Genomic DNA, 18544 nt, shown 5'->3' with positions numbered 1-18544 from the left:
AAAACATATTTCCCGGCTTCCAGCGCGCGGATATCGTAATCCACATGATACACCGAAGGTGTCGCTACGGCGATCAGATCAAGTTTGCCCATATAACCAAACGCCGTCATCTGCAAAGCGTTTTGCAATGTCTTGATGGCATATTCATAATCACCCAATTTCTCGTAGACCTCGGCAAGACCATACCAAGCATCCATGCGATCCGGGTTCAGCTGCAAGGCCCGTTCAAAGTTTTTCTGCGCCAAGGTCCAGTCCCGCCCCTTCAAATAGCACTCGGCCAGGGCAAAATGTACATGATCCGACTCGACACCCAGTTCAACAGCACGATTGTAGGCCGCAATCGCCTCGCCCACATCCCCGCCAAGATAATAAAGGTCCCCCAGAAGCATCCAGGCCTTTTCAAAATCCGGCAAGAGTTCCACAGTGCGCTTATAGGCAACCATCGCCCCCTGCTTACGATCAAGCTGCACTAGCGAATTACCTAGATTGAACCAGGCAAAGGGCTCGTAGCGACCTTCATCGATTGCCGCACGATAAAGCGGCACCGCTTCCTTGAACTTTCCCTGATCGTACAACTCGTTCGCCTTGAAGAAATAATCTTCTGCGGCAAGCAACGGGATCGTAAAAAACAGAATGAGCGCGAGAAGTCTAATTGACAAAGCGGAACTCCTTTGTAGCCTTCTGGGCCACGGGATATCCGCCTAGCTGCGCGGGGCTAAACTTCCACTGACGAACAGCCTTCAGAGCTTCGTTATCAAAGCCATAACCGGCCGGTTCCTGCGTCAAGACTTGCGCCTGCGCCACATCGCCATATACGTCAATCACAATCAAGACCTTCACATAGCCCGAAACGCCCATGCGCTTAGCCTTTTCGGGGAACTTGGGTTGTATTTCACGCAAAACCTGAGCCTGTTCATCCACCTCGCCCGCCTCGTAAACAACGTTCTCCATGGATCCCGTTCCGACAGCGACTCCATCGCCAGCGGCTCCGCGTGCAAGCGACAAATCCATCTGAAAATTCTGGCTGCGTGAAACGCCCATGTTCGAAGAAATCTTGAACGGATTCGGATTCACTATCGTACGGATTACCTTCTGCTTGACTTCGGGCTTCTTTTCACTAACGAGCACTTCGACCTCAGTCACATTTTCCAATTCCTTCTCCGTCTTGGTACCCTTGTCAAAGAACAACGTATTGATTACGGGTATTGCAAGAAAAAACACAGCACTTACCAAGAAGGAAAGCACGAATGCTACCGGAAAACGGAAATATTTTGCGACAAAATCAAGCATAAGTTTCGCGTCTATTCTTCCTTATTCGCAGAAATGGAGACTTTGCGGACTTTCGCTAAATTACATTCATCAAGAATATCAACAACTACGCCATTGGGGGCGTCACGGTCACTTACGATAATCACGGGACGGTCCGGAGCCTCCGCCATCATCTGGCGCAGCACCGTATTCAGCGTCGAGAGGTTTACCTGGGTTTCGTTTATGTGAATCGTTCCCTGGCGCGTTACGCCAATCAGGATACTTTCCTTCGCAAGATCCTTCGCGGAACTAGCCTTTGGCTTTGTCACGTCAACGCCTGTCTCGCGGGTAAATGTCGATGTTACGATAAAAAAGATAAGCAGGATAAACACCATGTCGAGCATCGGCGACACATCTATCTTCCCTGCATCCTGCGAACGTTTACGGATAAAGCTCATTTTTCCTCCCCGACGGAATCGGTTGCGTCCTGGGTCCTATTTTCAAACACGTACGACTCGTACTTCAGCGCTTCACTCCAAGCCTGCTTTTCCACGGTTTCCACGCGGCCAGCAAGATAGTTGTAGGCAAGCATCAGGGGGAATGCGACAAGAAGTCCCGCCTGCGTAGTGAGAAGCGCTTCGGAAATTCCATCAGCAAGAAGGACAGGATTTCCGAAACCGAACAACTGAATCGTTTCAAACGTATGCACCATACCCGACACCGTGCCAAGAAGTCCAAGCATCGGGGCAATCGCCGCACAGGTGGACACGGTACGGAGCGACTTAGATAAATTCACGGAAATACGGTGACGGGTTTCTTCCATCGCATTACGGACCGCCACCGGACCTTCGTCGCGATGATCGCGAACATCACAGGCGAGAGCATAGAAATAGCCATATGGGCGACGCGACAGTTTGGCAAAGGCAACCTCCTCGCCCTTTTTTTTCAGGTTGTTCCAGAATCCCCCCAGCACACCATTTACGGAGCCGCCCTTCAACATGAAATAGTAGCCATACCTTTCAATCATCAGAAACCAGCCGAACCACCCTATGACAAATATAGGGGCAAGCACCCATCCTCCACGGAAGACGATGGCCATTGCGGCTTCGACAACCGATATTTCGCTGACTGTTTCCACGGTCGTTTACTCTTCCTTGATCCAGATAGCGTTAAGCACGGCTAGTCCCGCACTTTCCATGCGGCTACGCAGGGCATCGGCGCGGTTCATCAGGAAAGTATGAATGAGCTGCAGCGGGATTGCAACGATAAGCCCTGCTTCCGTCGTAACAAGGGCTATCGAAATGCCGCCTGCCAAAAGCTTCGGGTCTGACGTGCCATGCATGGTAATCACGTCGAAGAGTTCGATCATGCCCATCACCGTACCCAAAAGACCAAGCAGCGGAGCCGTCGCTGCAAATACGGATATCCAGGTAAGTCCCGATTCCAGCTTGGGAACCTCGGCAGAGAAAAGTTCTTCAAGAGACTTCTCGGCACCTTCGCGCCCCGCATAATTCCTGGAAAGTACCGTGCGCAGCACCTTGCCCACTTCACCGTGAGACTTAGCCACAAAAGTTCGAGCCAATTCAACATCGCCCTTCTTGAGTGCCTTGAGGGTACGCCGAGTCGAAAGACCTCCGAAACCGACCACCATGAGCCAGACGAAACGCCACAAGGCAACCAGCAAGCCCAAAGCGAACAGCGTGACAATCGGATACATCAGAATGCCGCCGTTCCTGAAGAAATTCCTAAGTTCATCCTTCCAAGTCGTTTCCTGATGATTCGCCATTTCCGACGAAAGTTCTGTACTCAAAAGAACATCGACAGGCACCATTGAATAAGCGGAATCCTTCGAACTTGCAAAGGCCTTGCTAATTTTAGACTTCGTATCGGGAGTCAAATTTTCCTGCCAGCTAAAGGTCCGCTTTCTTTCGCCTGCCACCGGAAGCATCAAAGCCGCCGGATGCAAGCCGTTGATATCGACCGCGTTCGCCATCTGCATCGCGTATAGACCACCCAGTCGCAAGCGAATTCCCTTCGCCACTGCATTTCCGAAAACAAGTTCCGCATTCTCCAGCTGAATTTCTCGAGTAAAGGCCATTTCTTCCTTTGCCTCCTCCAGCAGGGACTTGGCAATGCGCACCGGGTCATCACGGTACAGGCCCATTTCTTTCTTCACCTTGTTCTGGCCCTCGAGGCGTTCTGCTATCTTGAACGGGATTCCCTGTTCCTGGAACTTCGAGAGCGTTTCAAGGCGTTCCGGACCCGCAGCAAGCGACAGGTACTCGGCTCGGGCCTTTTCAGCCTGAAGCTTGACCTGGGCAAGGTCTTCGCGAGCGACGCGAACATCTTCGAACAGGCGAGCACGTTCCGACATCAAGGCGTCGACCTTTTCCTTGCTTTCGTTATACTTCTCGTTGAAGAGTTCACGTTCCTGATTGGCTGTTTCGCGATCCTTCCAGCGGGACGCCACGGCCATATCGCGCTTCTTGCGAGCTTCTTCCAGGTCCGCCTTTGCACTGTTGAGCGCAGCACGCTTCTTCACGGCATCGATATCCGCATTCTGTTGCGCATATGAGAGCGGAGCAAATGTTGCGAAAGAGGCCACCAAGACGAGAGTCGAGAGTCGAGAGACGAGAGAACCCATTCCACTTCGCACATTCCACATTTCACATTTCATCTATTTGCCCTCCTTCGGAATGGTCACAGGAATCGTGACGAGTCTAGGAGCGGTCTTTCCTTCGGCAACCTTCATTACATCTTTCAGTACGGTACGCATGGCAAGGTCATCGGACACATTTTTCCAGACATAACCTCCATCAGCAGTCCGTTCAAGCCAGAGCACATCATTACCGTCGTTACTCACGAAAACCGACGCCACGGCACCATAGCGCAAGTACGTTCCAGGAACGCTGCGTGCATCCACTTGCAGAAAACCCTTGTACACTTCGGTTGTGTAACCGAGACGGATACGATCATAGAAAACTTCAAGTGTACGGTTAAGTCCGTCATCGGCCTCAATAAGACCTTTGTGAAGCTGACTTGCGATTTCCTGCACACTCTTGACGATTTCATCATTGCGGTAAGGGAAATCGGATTCAAAGACAGGCACCAGGGAATCGATAACCTTCGCAAGAGATTCGCCGTACTTTGCCTTGCGGCTTTCGTACCATTTAACCGTTCCTAAAGACTTCTGACGCGCTTCGGCCAAGTTTCTGAGCTCCGCCTTCAGTGAATCAATTTCGGCCTTCAAAGTCTTATTCTGCGAAGCTAGCGCCTGCACTTTTTTGCGACCGACTTCGATGAACTCGGCATGGCGTTTTTTTTCGGCATCGTGAAGAGACTTTTCGCGGGCTGTTTCGGCTTCGACCGCCTTGATCTGGCGGCGAACGCTTTCTACCGTTTCCTGAGCCTGCGAGACGACGCCCGCAAGACACAGACAAAGGAAAATCCGGGTTAACAAATGAGATTTCATAAGGCGAAAAATACAAAGAACCGAAGCCTCTAGACCACGGTTCTTTTCGAAAAAAAGCCTATTTTCAATAAAAAAGACTACTTCTTGGAATCCTTGAAGTATTGCGGCGTATTCTTTGCGCCGGCCTTCTTCAAAGCCTTGATCAGGCGGGTATAACCTTCGTTAGTGGCCCAGTCAAGCACGGAGTATCCCTGACCGCACTTGGCATTCACGTCGACGCCCTTGTTGATGAGGAACATCATGGCATCGTACTGACCATTCTTGGCAGTCCAGTGAATCGGCAGGTAGCCATCGGCACTGCGCGTCTCAAGCGGAGCGCCAGCATCAGCCAGCACTTCGAGCATGTCGACCTTACCGGTCTTGGCAGCGAGAAGCACGGCCGTACCGAGAGTCTGAATTTCAGCACCTTCAGCCTTGAGCTGCGTCAGAAGACGATTCACTACATCCTTGTTACCCATCATCACGGCATTGTCAATCACGGCTTCACCGTTGCCATTCTTGACATCAGCCTTGGCTCCATGAGCGAACAAATAGTCGAGAACAACCAGGTTACCCTTGTTGGCGGCAATAGCAACAGCATTGTTGCCGTTATCTGCAGGAGCATCAATTTCAAAGGAGGCCTGCAAGAAAAGCGTCATCTTGGCAGTATCGCCACTAGCTGCAAAAGAAACGAACTGATTCGGGGTAAAGGCAATCTGCTGCTTGGTCAAATACTTGCGGACAGACTGGGGATCGTTGGGGTCCATCTTGTCGTTACAGGCGGTAAGCGACATCATCAAACAGGCAGCGGCACATGCGGCCAGCATCTTTTTCTTCATTTTCAACTCCAAAAGAGGTTTTTTGTCAATTCTAGACTAAAATTAAACAATTTTCGCGATTTTAGTATGAAAAAAATCATTTTACATAAATTTATTTAAATTTATCGCATGAAGAAGATCGTTTTAGCACTCACCCTCCTTTCCTTTAACCTCGCCCTAGCCGACCGCGTAATCGAGGACAATTCCATGGCCGCTGCCGAGAAAAGCGACTACAACCAATACGAAGACCGCGGTTCCTTCGGTCCCTATGTGGAATTCAGCAACATCAAAATGAAAAACGTGAACTACTCCTACAAGATTCACGGAATCAAGTACGACATCAGCCTCGACAACACCTATATCTACGGTGCCTCCGGAAGCCTTCCCCTCACGGAATGGCTCGACATCTACCTGATGGCCGGTTACCAGTATTTAGGAGTGAGCCACCACCCCCGCAATTCGGACAAGGCCTACAAAGACATGGCTGCTCTCGAAGACGAGTTCTTCGAAGCTCCGATCGACAGCTCCGATATCGATGGACGCCACCAGATTCATACAGCCCTTTTCCAGTTCAGCCTTGATTTTGCCTGGCCCCTGGTAACAAGCTACAATCACCAGTTCATGCTTAAGGTTTACGCTTTCGGTGGCGGACTTTTCGGCAAGACCTTTTTCAGCGACGACACCAAGTTTCTTTCCCCCATCACGCTCGGTTACACCTATGGCGCGGGCCTCCGCACGGCATGGCACGGATTTTTCCTTTCAGCAGGTGTCCGCAACTCGCATCAGTATTTCCACACCTACTTCGAACGAAAAATTTCGGATAAGAAAGATGGTGACGAATTCATGCTCGACTTCGACACCTATTTCCAGCCTTACGTAAGCCTGGGCATCACGCTATTCTAAAAATTACTGTTTGATTTTCAGCCGTTCGCCGACCTTGAGCTTCGTATCGTTCAAGCCGTTCCACTTAACAATCTCTTCGATTGTCACCTTGTACTGACGGGCGATATCCCACAAGCCTTCGCCCTTCTTGACCACATGTATTTTGAATTCAGATATATCAGCTTCGCCATCGACCTTTAACTTCTGGCCGACACTGATATTGGTCGACTTGCCCATGTTGTTGAGGCTCTGAATCTTTGACACGGTCGTACCGAACTTCTTGGCAATAAAGCTCAGGTTGTCGCCAGCCTGCACAACATAGACGGAGGTCTTTTCCTGCACAGGTTGAGAAGAGGCACTCTTTTCGGGCTTGGCGCTACGGACTGACGGCTTGGAAGGTTTACGCACAAATTCCGGAATAACCACGGAATCCCCCACCGACAAGCGACGGTGGAATCCGTTATTTGCCTGCAAGAGCAAGACGACAGGAACATCATAGCTATTTGCGATTGCCGCATAAGTATCCCCTTCGCGAGCAACATACTTTTCACCTTTGGCAAGCCTCGGACGGTCAACCTCCACAGCTGGTCTAAGTTCCGGCTTAGAAACGAAAATCGTATCGCCCTCGTTCACGAGCGTGGCCGCATCCATAGAATTCCAGATCCGTAGGGATTCCTGCGAAATGCCAAACTTGCGCGCAATCGAAGCAAGGTTATCGCCAAGTTGCACCACATAGGTACGTATTTTTTCCGGTTTCTTGGCCGTCGTCTTCGACTTCTGTTTCGGGACCACCTTGATTGGAATCAACAGAGACTGCCCCGCACGAATACGCGTGCTCTTCATGTCATTGGCCTGCTGCAATTCCGAGACCTTGATCCCGTATTGGCGAGCGATGACACCAAGACTTTCGCCACGGCGAACTTTATGGTGATGCCAACTTGAAAAATTGTTCTTTTCCATGCGGTCGTAACCTTCGACAAAGGCGGCTCGCGTACCGACCGGTAAACGCAACAGATATGAATCCTTATTCGGAGGAGTACACCACTTGACTAATTCCATGTTCAAGCTGCGAAGCGTATCTTCCTTGACCTTCAGAAGTTTTGCCACTTCCTCGAGCGGAAAGGAATCAAAAACCGTCACCGTATCGAAATCGGGGCGACTCTGCTTCTCGATCGTCATATCGTACTGTTCCGGGTAATGCCCAATGACCATCGCCGCCAAGATGCGCGGCACATAGCGCATGGTTTCTTTCGGAAGCTCAAGATTCCAATATGTCACGGCCTGAGTCGTGTCTCGAGTCGTATCGGCCTGCATTTCGCGCAACAGGCGACGCACGCGACCTTCGCCGCAGTTGTAGGCGGCCATAGCCAAGAGCCAGTCGCCGAATTCGTCGTACAGGCGTTTCAGGTACTTGAGCGCAGCGGAAGTCGCAAGTTCCGGATTACGGCGCATGTCCACCCAGTAGTCGACTTCAAGTCCATAGCGCTTTCCCGTTTCAGGAATAAACTGCCACATGCCAGACGCCTTGGCACGGCTATATGCTTTCAGCTTGAACCCCGACTCGACCAATGCCAGGTAGATTAAGTCGCGCGGCATTCCTGCCGCTTCCAGCTGCGCATATACGAGCGAATCGTAGGCGGTCTTGCGATTCAGGGAGCCCGACATGAAGCTCCTTGCGGAATTCGTCATGTAATAGATTTCCTGAAGTACGCGTTCATTGAATTCTACTGGAAGCGAGAACTGCGAGACATCCAAGGTATCAAGGAAACTTTCGATAACGACCAACGAGGCGCTATCGGCTTCGCTTTCATCCAAAGCATCCACACCCTCAATCGAGACTTCATTGCGGATAAAGTTTTCGGCATTTTCGCCAAGATCTGCCACATTCGGATACACTTCGTCGAGCGCCTCAACAATGCGGACAGGCATTGTCATGCGATAAAGGGAATCCTCTTTTTCGGGAACATTCCTGTAAGTCGAGTCGTATTTTTCAGCAATGAGTTGTTTAAGAGATTCATCGAGGTAATGCCTCGCCAGGAGCCATTCCTGATTTTCCATCGCCTGCAAGGCATACTGGTAGTATGTCCAAGAAGGCCTGATTGCGATTGAATCCGAAACCTTTTCTCGCAGGGCCTTTTCAGAAAACGAGAGCGAATCTTGCTCTACAGCAGCAGGTTCCACAGCCTGCTTCAACGGAGCCTGATTGCCTGCACACGCAACCATCATCAAGGCGACCCAAAGCAAAAGGGCCGTCGTCATCATACACGAATTATTTCTTGCAACCGCAATCACAACGCGCCAAATATAGATAATCTCTAGTGGATTACTTTTTCAACGCCAAACCAAATGACTCCCGCCAAAACAAGCGCGGCAACCATCTGCAAAATAATGATAACCCTGTTGACTCTATAGGCTTTCTGAGCCTTCCTATGCCAAGACGGCAACTCCTGTTTTTCTCGTTCGTTTTCCATGACGATTGGAAATATACACAATATACAAGTTCTCGGTCACAACACTGCCTTTATTTTTTTTAATTTCTAGGAGCCCATATGAAAAAAGTGCTTGCCATTCTCGCCCTTATGGCGATTCCCGCCCTTGCCCAAGTGGGGATTATTCGTTCGCCGAGCGGAATACATGTACCCACCGCGAAAACGCTCCCGCAGGGATTCCTCTTTGTATCGGGTAATTATGAAATGGTAAGCGATGGCAAGCCCATGAGCATCGAAGGGTCCTACACGGATGCCGAAGGAAGCACAATCAAGCTGGACAAGAACACTCCGTCGAACAATGAGAACATCTACGCCAGTTTCGGTGTCATGGATAACCTAGAACTCGGAATGGGAATATCAACCCACTACGATGGCACCATCAAGGGAGCAAACCTGAAAGGGCTCGCATTAGGAGACCTCGAACTCATCGCCAAGAGCTATGTTCCGCTGTACGAATGGTTTCTTCTCGGTCTCAGCGGAGAACTTATGCTGCCTACCGGATCCAGGGATAAAGGATTCCGTCACAGGCACCGCTGGTTTGTCCGCTCCAATGGCGAAACATACCCCTACACGGCAGACCAATGGGTAGCCAACCTTAACGGGCACCTGACCATCGAAATGAGGGATTACTTCACATTCAATGCCTATATCGGCATTCTGAAGAACATCATGAGCGGAGAAAATTATTGTCTCTGGGGAGGCGGATTCAACATTTTCCCCCAAAATACGCTTACTCTGATTCTGGAAGTTTCAGGGGAGACTTCGCTGAAGGCCAAAGAAGATTCCCCACCCTTCCTCAGTAACCCTTTCCACCTGACACCCGCACTGCGCATCCACCTGCCCTACATGACATCCCTCACCATTTCGAGCGACGTTGGACTCGGATACTTTAACAAATTCTCCGAAGACGATGGACTCGCAGTCGAACTCCAGAACGAAAAGGGGATCAAATATACGGCACCCGGAAATCCCGATGTGAGTGTCGCCGTTAGCATTAGCAAAACGTTTGACTTCAGCTGGGCCGACGACGACAACGACGGCGTCATCAACCGCAAGGATATGTGCCCCGGAACAGGAAGAGGAATGGTCGTCAACGCCCGTGGTTGCCCCGTGGACGAAGACCAGGATGGAGTTTTGAACATCGTTGATATGTGTCCTGGCACTCCTGCGGGACTTAAAGTCGACTACAATGGTTGTCCCCTTGACGAAGACAGCGACGGAATCCCCAATTATCTCGACATTTGTCCAAACACCTTAAGCGGTGCGGCCGTTGACAGCAGCGGTTGCATTTTGGATACCGATAAAGACGGCATCGACGACAACCATGACAAATGTCCCAACACCCTGCTCAACGATCCTGTCGGAAACGACGGCTGTCCCCTTGACGAAGACCATGACGGCATACCAAACAATCTCGATCAATGCCCCAACACAGCACCGGGATTATCCATCGATCGTTTGGGTTGTCCACTTGACTTCGACGGAGATGGCGTCCCAGATGACATCGACAAATGTCCCAATTCCAAATTGGGCGAAATCATCAACAACTGGGGCTGTCCTGCCGACGAAGATCTGGACGGAGTCCCAGACACCAAGGACATGTGCCCCGCTACCCCGCTGGGAGTCAATGTCGACATGCGCGGATGTAGAACGGACCATGACGGTGACGGAATCTTCGACGAGGACGACAAATGTCCCAATACGCCAGTAGGAGCACCAATCGACTCGCTTGGATGTCCCATCGATAGCGACGGGGATGGTGTCATTGACTGGAATGACCACTGTCCCGGGACATACAAAGGAGCAACCATCAATGCAAACGGATGTCCCATAAACAACCGCGAAAACCTGAATTCCATAGCCATGCGCATTCGATTCAAGACGAAGGACACCGTCCTCGTGAATTCGAGTTACACAGCCCTGAACGACATTATCCAGATGATGCGAGAACATCCCATGCACCTGGAAATCCAATGTACCGCAAACGATGTTGATGGAGAAAAAGCAATAGAACTATCCAACACAAGAGCGGAAGCCATATACAATTACCTCGAAAAGAAAGGCATCAACGAAAAGCGCCTGCACTACAAAGGATACGGCAAGTCCTTGCCGACGCTAGCCTACCCCAGAAATGCAGGCGGAGGCGCTATAAGGCTCATCGCCATTCCCGAGCCTAAGGAATAGGCCTTTCTATTTACTATATTTGCACTCTATCAAATTTCCAGGCGACACGCCTGCAACACAAAAGGATATTTCATGAAAATTGCCGACAAGACCGTCGTTCAAATGCACTACACCTTAACCTCCGACGAAGGACAAGTAATCGATTCCTCCGAAGGCAGGGAACCGTTGCAATACATCCAGGGAGGCCACATGATCGTTATTGGCCTCGAAAAGGCGATGGAAGGTCACGAAGTCGGAGACAAGTTCGATGTCAAGGTCATTCCCGCCGAAGGTTACGGCATCTACAACGAGGAATTGACTCAAGAAGTTCCGCTGGAAGTATTCCAGGGTGTCGACAAGGTCGAAGCCGGCATGAGTTTCTACGCACAAACGCCCGCCGGTCCCATGCCCATCCGTATCAAATCCGTGGGAGAAAAGACGGCCGTTATCGACGCCAACCACGAACTAGCCGGCAAAAACTTAAATTTCGCAATCGAAGTCGTTTCCGTGCGTGAAGCAACCGAAGACGAAATCAACCCTCACCACTGCTGCTGCGGCAATGGAAACGGAGAATGCGAATGCGGTGGCCACGGCAACAAGGAAAACTGCGATGGCAATGGCGGTTGCGGCTGCGAACACCATAAGGAACACCACGGCAAATAAGATAGCCTCTCGTCTTTCTGACAAAAGAAACGCTCCCGACGGGAGCGTTTCTTTTTTAGAAAAAAAATATTGACCTATTCGTAGAGCGGCAATGTCCAGGTCTTTGGAACGAGCGGTTCCTGCACATCATCATGATCGAAGTTGAAGCCCTTCTTGGCATCAAATCCGCTGATGGCCCCCTTGACTGCTCCGGCACAGGAACTAGGCTTCATGCATTTGGCATTATTCAGTAAGAGGACATCTCCGTAGATATCCCAGGAGCCAGTCTTCTTCTCTACAGGATTGGCACCATCCATCGCAACAACACTATAGTCTCCATTCGCATCGAGCATAAGCGTCCAGTCATATCCATCATCGTCAGCAAACCATTCACCCGCAATCTTTTCCGGATCAATAGATTCAGACTTGAAAGTCGATTTCTTGCAAGAGTATTCGTCACCCGTATCCATCACCAGTTTAGAATAATCACTTTTCAGCATTCCCGATTCCAGAGAGTACGCGGTCTTGTTAAAGAATACGGGTAACATCAGCAGATGACTACGCTGAATGTCATAATATCCGGCCATCCACATCGAAGAATCCCCTGCAGATTCCTCGACAACATAACGGCCTTCGTAGAACATGATATTTTTGGTCACCTTGTCCTTTGTACAGGCGAGCTTGACCCCCTTCAAATTGGAGCCATCGCTTTCCCAGTTCGTCGAAGCTTTGACATCCACCTTCTTTACGGTCACATAGTCATCGTCATTCAGAGAATACTGCAGTTCCTTGTCTGAATTGACTATAAAGTGGAAAGATCCGCCCTTCTGGAAGAACGCTTTCATGGAATCAGCCAAAGAACTGTCCACCCCCATAAACGAGCCATGCGTCTCACCATATTCAAGAATACCGTCCTTAAATTCGGAACGGATGGCCATCCAGGAAACATCCGGAATCCAGATAGAGAAAACACCCGTTTTAGTCCCTGTCGCAAGGAAGACTTCGGTCCCGAACATTTTTCCAAGAGAATAGTTCTTGGAAAGGTCTTCAAGAGTTGCCGCACGATCGCCTTCGGGCAATTCAGCAACCGAAGAAGAAGACTTTTCCTTGACCGAAGAGGACGACTCTTCACTGGAACTAGACCCTTCTTCGCGTTCCACATTAGAAGAATTGTCGTCGCTACCGCAAGCGGCAAACATCATAGTAGTCGCTACAACGACTGACAGCATGGCAGAACTCAAAAAACTTTTCATAAAAAACCTCGTTTTCACCTAGACCAATATACACTAAAATCCGCTTAAAATCACAAAAAAAAGCGGTTTTTGCACCGATGCAAGGTAAAAAACGGCTAAAACGGACTGCCAGGACGATAATCGAGGTCCCGTTCCGCGTCAGTGATATCGGGTGCCGCATCGTACAGGAACCCGGCGAGAGCCTGTTCCGCAGTCACGCGCCTACCTCCAATACGATTCTTGAAGAAGGAGAATATCCGGGATATAGACCACGGCAGAGGAATCATCCAGTGCCGTTTTCCCGAAGCGCGCAAAACGGAGCGAGCCATTTCCGCCATGCTCAGGACACGGGCACCCGCAAGAGAGTAAATCTTGCCCGCGGCCTTCTCGCTTAATCCAGCAGCCACAATGCCCCGCACCAGGTCAACACTTTCGACAGGGCGTTTGACGCATTTGCCACCCCCCGGCAAGAAATACACCGGAAAGCGTTTCACATATGCTGCGAACATGTTGTACTCTACCCCGCCACCATCACCGATGACTAGCGTCGGACGCACGATAGTCCAAGGTACGCCGGATTCCCTGACAGCAGATTCTCCCTGGAGCTTGCTTCTGCCATATTCCGTAAGGACCGGATATGTCACCGAAATACTCGAAACATATACAAGGCGTTCGACACCCGCCTCACGAGCCGCCTTGGCTACATTTCGCGTGCCCCCAGCATTGACCCGTTCAAATTCGCCCGGTTTAGTCGACAATAAAATAGCCGCTAGGTGAAACACCACCTGAACATTTTCAAAAGCCTCCCGGATTGAGTCCAGATCTGTCACATCACCGTGATAGACCTGGACTCCCTCAGGCATCGCCCCAGCCTGGGGATCGCCCGGAAGCGTTAGAATGCGCACACACAATGCATTCTTCAACAACTCCCGACACAGCGCCTTCCCTACGACGCCGGCACCGCCCGTCACCAAGGCATTCATCGCTAGGCTTCCAGCAAATAGCGGATGTCACGGACCTTTCGAGCAAGGCCTTCATCGACATCCATCTGCTTCTGAAGTGAGCGGACGGCGGCGATAACCGAAGAATAATCGCGGTTGAACATCTGTCCCACCTTTTCAAAGGAGTCCGATGTCAACTCACGGCAAAGGAACATGGCCACCTTGCGAGGCAAGGCGACACCGGCATCCTGACGCTTACTGCACAAAGCAACCAGGTCCGTGCCAAATTCCAGGGCGACCGCTTCTGCAATGCCCTTCGCGGTCAATTCGGCCACCCCGGAAGAGCCTGGAGCTGCGACAAGACGCTTGACCGCAGCTAGATCAAGATTTTCCTGACAGAGCTGATTCATGGCAAAAAGACCATTCAGCATTCCTTCGATAACGCGGAAGTTCTGACGCGGAGGAATGGAAAGGTAGCGGCAGATTTCTTCGCGATCCTGATCGACGAACGGAATGTTCATCGATTTCTTGCGGATCAACCGAATTCGCGTATTCAGGTCGGGTTCATCGAGACCAACCGCCACGCAGGATTCCAGAGGAGCAAGGAGCTTGGCGGAAATACGCGGAATCGCCCCATTTCCCCGTTCCCAGACAGAGCCCGATTCGGCACTCCTAAATTCGGAAGGATGCCTATCACAAGAAAGTACGACCTGCTTTCCCTTGGAACGGAGATGCTTGATCAATATGGCCAGACGTTCCTGAGTGGCAACACCATGTTCCAGGAGCTGGACATCATCCAGCAAGAGGATGTCGCAGTTTTCGTACTTTTCCTGAAACGCAAGCGCAAGTTCGCGGACATTGCCCGTCTTGAGCTTGAGCGCCTTACTCATGGCAGTCGCATCGCGCAAGAAGTCGTAGGCGTGGCAATAGACGACGCGAGTATGGTCCTTCTTCTGCTGAATCTGAGCAGCAATGGACTGCAACAGATGCGTCTTGCCAAGACCCGATTTTCCGTAAACGAACAACGGATTCAATCCCGGATCGCCAGGAACTTCAGCCACGGTTTTGCAAGCTTCGCAAGCGGTAAAGTTACATTCGCCTTCAATAAAGTTATCGAAAGTATATCCCGCATACAGGGACAACTTGACACGAAACGGCTTTTTCCTAGGCGTTTTCGCTACTGTAGGAGCAAGAAAAAGCGGAACGCGCTTTACTTCGTCAACTCGCCTAGAAGCCTTTTCGACCTGCGCAACTTCTATACGGAAATCTACAAAAGCACTTCCCATGACAGAAGAAAACGCCTTGCGTAAAATATCGCTATAATGGGAATTGATCCAAACCTTTCGGAGTTCATCGGGGACAGTCAAGAGGACGACGCCTTCTTCCACACCCTTATATTCCACCGTATCAAGGATAGTAACACCCAAATAGTCGTCACACTCGATACGAACACGCTCCATTACCTGCTGCCAGAGCGATACTACAGAATCAATCAAAGAAACAGTATTAGTCACGATTTACCAAAACATCTAAAAAGCGTCTAGAAAGTTAAATAAAGCAGACATGCCCAAAGGGAGTCAAAAAAAATTTTTTTTAGGATGTCTTTTTTTTAGCCAAAAAGGGCAATTTTTTTTTATTCCCATTTTTTCCCCCCAGTCTGCAAAGAAATCACGCCTTTAATCACTTATCAATCAAGATTGCCGCCCTATATAAGCCACAACTTATCAACAGAAAAATTTTGAAGAACGTCTTGACAAAAAAAAGCCTCAAAACACTACTCGTTTGAGTACTGCTTTTTATAACATACAAAAAAATAATCTGCGTTTATAGTCAGATTTTGGCATTTTTTCACAGAATTATATGATATTCAACAACTTACGCGTTACTTATTTTCCGATGTACAATTTCCGTTTTCGGAAGAGTCCATCTTGGCATGCAATTCATCAATACGGCGCTCCAGAAGCGACTGGACCTGAGGCAACAAACGGTCCTTGATTCTGTCAAGATACAGACACTGAAGCTGTATCATACGATTGCGATGACGTCCGGCATGTTCCTGGATCCAGTGGCTGACAGCCACCTGGCGATCCTGCATCTGTTCCTGAAGCACCTGGCGGATATAAGTCGTCTGCACCGACATATAGCGTTGCATATTGAAGGGCAGCTTGTAAGTGCGGATAAACTGTTTGAGAACCTCCAGCAAGGACAGGTTCTGAGCCTTCCGTTCCTGGATAAAACGGCGAAGATCCTCCAGATGACTTTCGAAGAAAGGCAGAATAGCCTTGTCATCTATCTGGTAAAGTTCCAGTTCATCCTTTTTTTTGGTCGCTTCGTCAACAGCCATATCCCAAATTTATGAAAATTCATCTAATTTTGGCAATTTTGCCTAATAAAAAAGCAAAATGTAGCGAATGGCGAGAGGTCCATCACATTCTCGGGCAAAAATATACGCCCTTCCGTCCCCGGATGAAGCCGATCAGCATCCCCACCACGAAAATCCTTCATCGAAACGATTTCACAGGGCCACATTCCCTGCGGAGTCATCAGTAGCAGGGAATCGTCCATCGAGAACGCATTCTTGACATTCACTCGGCATGAACGGGTAAGAGGATCATAATCGAGGATCTGTGCTGCAACGCAACCACCCCGAGCATCCTCGTGAGTCGATTCATAGTTCTGCGGTAGCGGGCCGCGCAGAAAGCCCGGCATGAATCCACGACCATCGACAAACGAAATCGCATGACGGGACTCCTCCGGAACAGCCATCGTCTCACCAGCCAAAAACTGCGCACAACAGGCGTCAATGGCCATACGATAGGCGCGCACAACCTGGCTCAGGTAGTAGACGGACTTGGTTCGCCCCTCGATCTTGAAGGAATCCAGCCCCGCAGCAATCAGTTCGGGAATGACATCCAGCGCACAGATGTCACGGCTGCTCATGAAATAAGTTCCCCAAGTATCTTCGTCGAGAGCTATCGGCGGAAGCTCCGTTCTATCCGTCCGTTGCAACAGGAATTCCCCCTCCTGTTCGCGATAATTATCGCACTGCGGTTCCGGATTAGCATAAAGTCTATATGGCATACGGCAACTGTTGTCGCAAACGCCCTGGTTCGCATCGCGATGAGTTACCCAATTCGAAAGCATGCAACGGCCGGACATGGACATGCAAACAGCACCATGGACAAAAACTTCCAGTTCCAGATCCGGCATCCGGTCCTTGATCTCAATAATTTCAGACAAGCGGAGTTCGCGACTCAGAATAATGCGGCGAACACCAATTCCCTGCCAAAACTTTGCAGCCAGGTAGTTCGTCGTATTCGCCTGCACCGAAAGATGTATTTCCACATCGGGCCGCACTTCACGAAGCCAGCCGACAAAACCGGGATCGGCTACAATCAGGGCATCGGGTTTCAGGTCAATCGCTGCCAAGAGCGCTTTCTGGAATGCCTCAACCTTGACATTCCGAGGAATCACATTACTCGTCAAATAAAACTTCTTGCCAAGGCGGTGAGCGTATTCGATTCCTTCGGCAAGATCATCTAGACCCCTAAACCCATTCTCACGGGCACGTAGAGAAAAAGAAGGCTGCCCCGCATAGACGGCATCTGCACCGTAGGCGAAGGCATACTTTAGGCGGACAAGATCTCCAGCCGGCGCCAAGAGTTCAGGCTTCTGCATAAGCTACCATTTGAATCCAGCGCGCAAATACACCTTTTCATCGTTGAACAGGGTGATTTCGCCCAAGAAAGAAACGAACTGACCTTCGTAACTGAGCGCAGGCGTTAGCGAGTACTGCATTTTAGCCCCGTCCAGGAACTTCTTGTGTAACTTCATATGGTCACGACGAGGTGTCGTATCGTTGACCGCACTTCCGTAATCCGTTCCCTTCCAGAACCAAGAATGACGGAAGGAGGCAAATACATGCTGGTCAAAGCGGCCATACACAGTAAAGTCGACCACCTGGCTATTCGGCCCATTCTGATTTCCGAGAGGACGGCCCAAATGAGCCATCTGCGCCGTATTGGCGTGGAAGTGCGAATATACATAAGGTTCAATGCGCGCATATTCTGCGATAAAGCCCATTTCTAACAAATGCCCATAGGTATACAGGTCGCGAGCTCCATGCATACCCGCCATCCAGGCCCACTTGGCTTCGATATTGTCATTCTTGACCAGACTTACAGGGCTTTCCATGTCATCAAGGAAAAATTCCGTATAAAGACGAAGGGCATTGAACAGACGATAATTGAAATCAAAGGAAAGCGCCCCATTATTGCTGTCTTCGGAATAGTTTCCTTTTTCCATGAAAAGCGGTACTGTCGGCACAAAAAGCCAGGGTTTCAGGTTATCATACTGAATCTGCAATTCGCTAATGCCGAATGTAGCATTCCCGACAGCGAGTTCGTAGCGATGACCAAACAGGTTCCGATTCTCATCCTTATTTTTCATGCTCATGCTAGAATAGATGCGCAGGTCTCCATAAAAGGCAAGCACACGGAGCGGACCGAACTGCATATCCAGTGAAAGCATGTTGTAAGGGAGCGCAAACTGGTTCAAGGTCAGGTTATTATAATAACCCGGTCCCCAATGCATCACATCGCGACCGAAATCTAGACGTAGCCAGTCGTAATTGAACGCAATGTGAGTCCGATAGCGGGCATAGCTCGTGTATTCCAAG

General features: G+C 50.1%; 18 protein-coding genes. 3 read left to right on the top strand and 15 right to left on the bottom strand.

From position 1 onward, the window contains the following. The 7 genes from Q0628_RS14970 to Q0628_RS14940 all read right to left on the bottom strand — a co-directional run. The coding region (locus tag Q0628_RS14970; protein ID WP_298772365.1) for a tetratricopeptide repeat protein at positions 1 to 659 on the bottom strand (659 nt) is incomplete at its 3' end. Then, complete coding sequence (locus Q0628_RS14965) at positions 649 to 1290, bottom strand: energy transducer TonB (protein WP_298772363.1); 642 nt, start codon at positions 1288 to 1290, stop codon at positions 649 to 651. The genes Q0628_RS14970 and Q0628_RS14965, both read right to left, overlap by 11 nt. Before the next feature lie 11 nt (positions 1291 to 1301). Then, complete coding sequence (locus tag Q0628_RS14960; protein ID WP_298772361.1) at positions 1302 to 1706, bottom strand: biopolymer transporter ExbD; 405 nt, start codon at positions 1704 to 1706, stop codon at positions 1302 to 1304. Further along, the gene (locus tag Q0628_RS14955) at positions 1703 to 2386 is read right to left on the bottom strand and encodes a MotA/TolQ/ExbB proton channel family protein (protein ID WP_298772359.1); all 684 of its coding nucleotides are present in this window, start codon (positions 2384 to 2386) and stop codon (positions 1703 to 1705) included. Before Q0628_RS14955 ends, Q0628_RS14960 begins: the two co-directional genes overlap by 4 nt. 6 nt (positions 2387 to 2392) lie before the next feature. Continuing rightward, a complete protein-coding gene (locus Q0628_RS14950) occupies positions 2393 to 3925 on the bottom strand; it encodes a MotA/TolQ/ExbB proton channel family protein (RefSeq protein ID WP_298772357.1) in 1533 nt (510 codons plus the stop codon). Continuing rightward, positions 3926 to 4720, bottom strand: coding sequence for a DUF3450 family protein (locus tag Q0628_RS14945; protein ID WP_298772355.1), 795 nt, complete (start codon positions 4718 to 4720; stop codon positions 3926 to 3928). It abuts the gene before it with no gap. A 77-nt stretch (positions 4721 to 4797) separates the two neighbouring features. After that, on the bottom strand, positions 4798 to 5538 hold the full coding sequence (locus Q0628_RS14940; RefSeq protein WP_298772353.1) for an ankyrin repeat domain-containing protein: 741 nt from the start codon (positions 5536 to 5538) through the stop codon (positions 4798 to 4800). A 108-nt stretch (positions 5539 to 5646) separates the two neighbouring features. Between Q0628_RS14940 and Q0628_RS14935 the strand changes: the two genes are divergently transcribed. Then, positions 5647 to 6420: a hypothetical protein gene (locus Q0628_RS14935; RefSeq protein WP_298772352.1), complete on the top strand. Its 774-nt coding sequence runs from the start codon at positions 5647 to 5649 to the stop codon at positions 6418 to 6420. A 3-nt stretch (positions 6421 to 6423) separates the two neighbouring features. On the opposite strand, the gene Q0628_RS14930 is transcribed toward Q0628_RS14935, so the two are convergent. Together Q0628_RS14930 and Q0628_RS14925 are read right to left on the bottom strand one after the other, a co-directional pair. Continuing rightward, a complete protein-coding gene (locus tag Q0628_RS14930) occupies positions 6424 to 8661 on the bottom strand; it encodes a LysM peptidoglycan-binding domain-containing protein (RefSeq protein ID WP_298772350.1) in 2238 nt (745 codons plus the stop codon). A 53-nt stretch (positions 8662 to 8714) separates the two neighbouring features. Continuing rightward, entirely contained in the window at positions 8715 to 8870 is a 156-nt protein-coding gene (locus tag Q0628_RS14925) for a hypothetical protein (RefSeq protein ID WP_298772348.1), read from the bottom strand. Positions 8871 to 8948: 78 nt separating this feature from the next. Here Q0628_RS14925 and Q0628_RS14920 point away from each other — a divergent pair, with 78 nt between their 5' ends. Next, positions 8949 to 11072 carry a thrombospondin type 3 repeat-containing protein gene (locus tag Q0628_RS14920; RefSeq protein ID WP_298772347.1) on the top strand — a complete coding sequence of 708 codons (2124 nt, stop codon included), beginning with the start codon at positions 8949 to 8951 and terminating at the stop codon, positions 11070 to 11072. Between the two features lie 72 nt (positions 11073 to 11144). Next, the gene (locus Q0628_RS14915) at positions 11145 to 11714 is read left to right on the top strand and encodes a peptidylprolyl isomerase (protein ID WP_298772344.1); all 570 of its coding nucleotides are present in this window, start codon (positions 11145 to 11147) and stop codon (positions 11712 to 11714) included. A gap of 74 nt (positions 11715 to 11788) precedes the next feature. On the opposite strand, the gene Q0628_RS14910 is transcribed toward Q0628_RS14915, so the two are convergent. The 6 genes from Q0628_RS14910 to Q0628_RS14885 all read right to left on the bottom strand — a co-directional run. Next, on the bottom strand, positions 11789 to 12946 hold the full coding sequence (locus Q0628_RS14910) for a hypothetical protein (protein ID WP_298772341.1): 1158 nt from the start codon (positions 12944 to 12946) through the stop codon (positions 11789 to 11791). Between the two features lie 95 nt (positions 12947 to 13041). Further along, positions 13042 to 13908: an NAD-dependent epimerase/dehydratase family protein gene (locus Q0628_RS14905; protein ID WP_298772339.1), complete on the bottom strand. Its 867-nt coding sequence runs from the start codon at positions 13906 to 13908 to the stop codon at positions 13042 to 13044. Between the two features lie 2 nt (positions 13909 to 13910). Further along, the gene (locus tag Q0628_RS14900; RefSeq protein ID WP_298772337.1) at positions 13911 to 15362 is read right to left on the bottom strand and encodes a DnaA/Hda family protein; all 1452 of its coding nucleotides are present in this window, start codon (positions 15360 to 15362) and stop codon (positions 13911 to 13913) included. A gap of 386 nt (positions 15363 to 15748) precedes the next feature. Continuing rightward, positions 15749 to 16210, bottom strand: coding sequence for a hypothetical protein (locus tag Q0628_RS14895; RefSeq protein WP_298772335.1), 462 nt, complete (start codon positions 16208 to 16210; stop codon positions 15749 to 15751). A gap of 23 nt (positions 16211 to 16233) precedes the next feature. Then, a complete protein-coding gene (locus tag Q0628_RS14890) occupies positions 16234 to 17544 on the bottom strand; it encodes a U32 family peptidase (RefSeq protein ID WP_298772333.1) in 1311 nt (436 codons plus the stop codon). A gap of 3 nt (positions 17545 to 17547) precedes the next feature. Beyond that, positions 17548 to 18544, bottom strand: a 997-nt coding sequence (locus Q0628_RS14885) for a hypothetical protein (protein WP_298772331.1), incomplete at its 5' end; no start/stop codon positions are given.

This window comes from uncultured Fibrobacter sp. (assembly GCF_937877005.1).
Taxonomy (GTDB): Bacteria; Fibrobacterota; Fibrobacteria; order Fibrobacterales; family Fibrobacteraceae; genus Fibrobacter.
The sequence above is the reverse complement of the archived record's forward strand: the minus strand, read 5'-3'. Positions and strand labels throughout refer to the sequence as shown.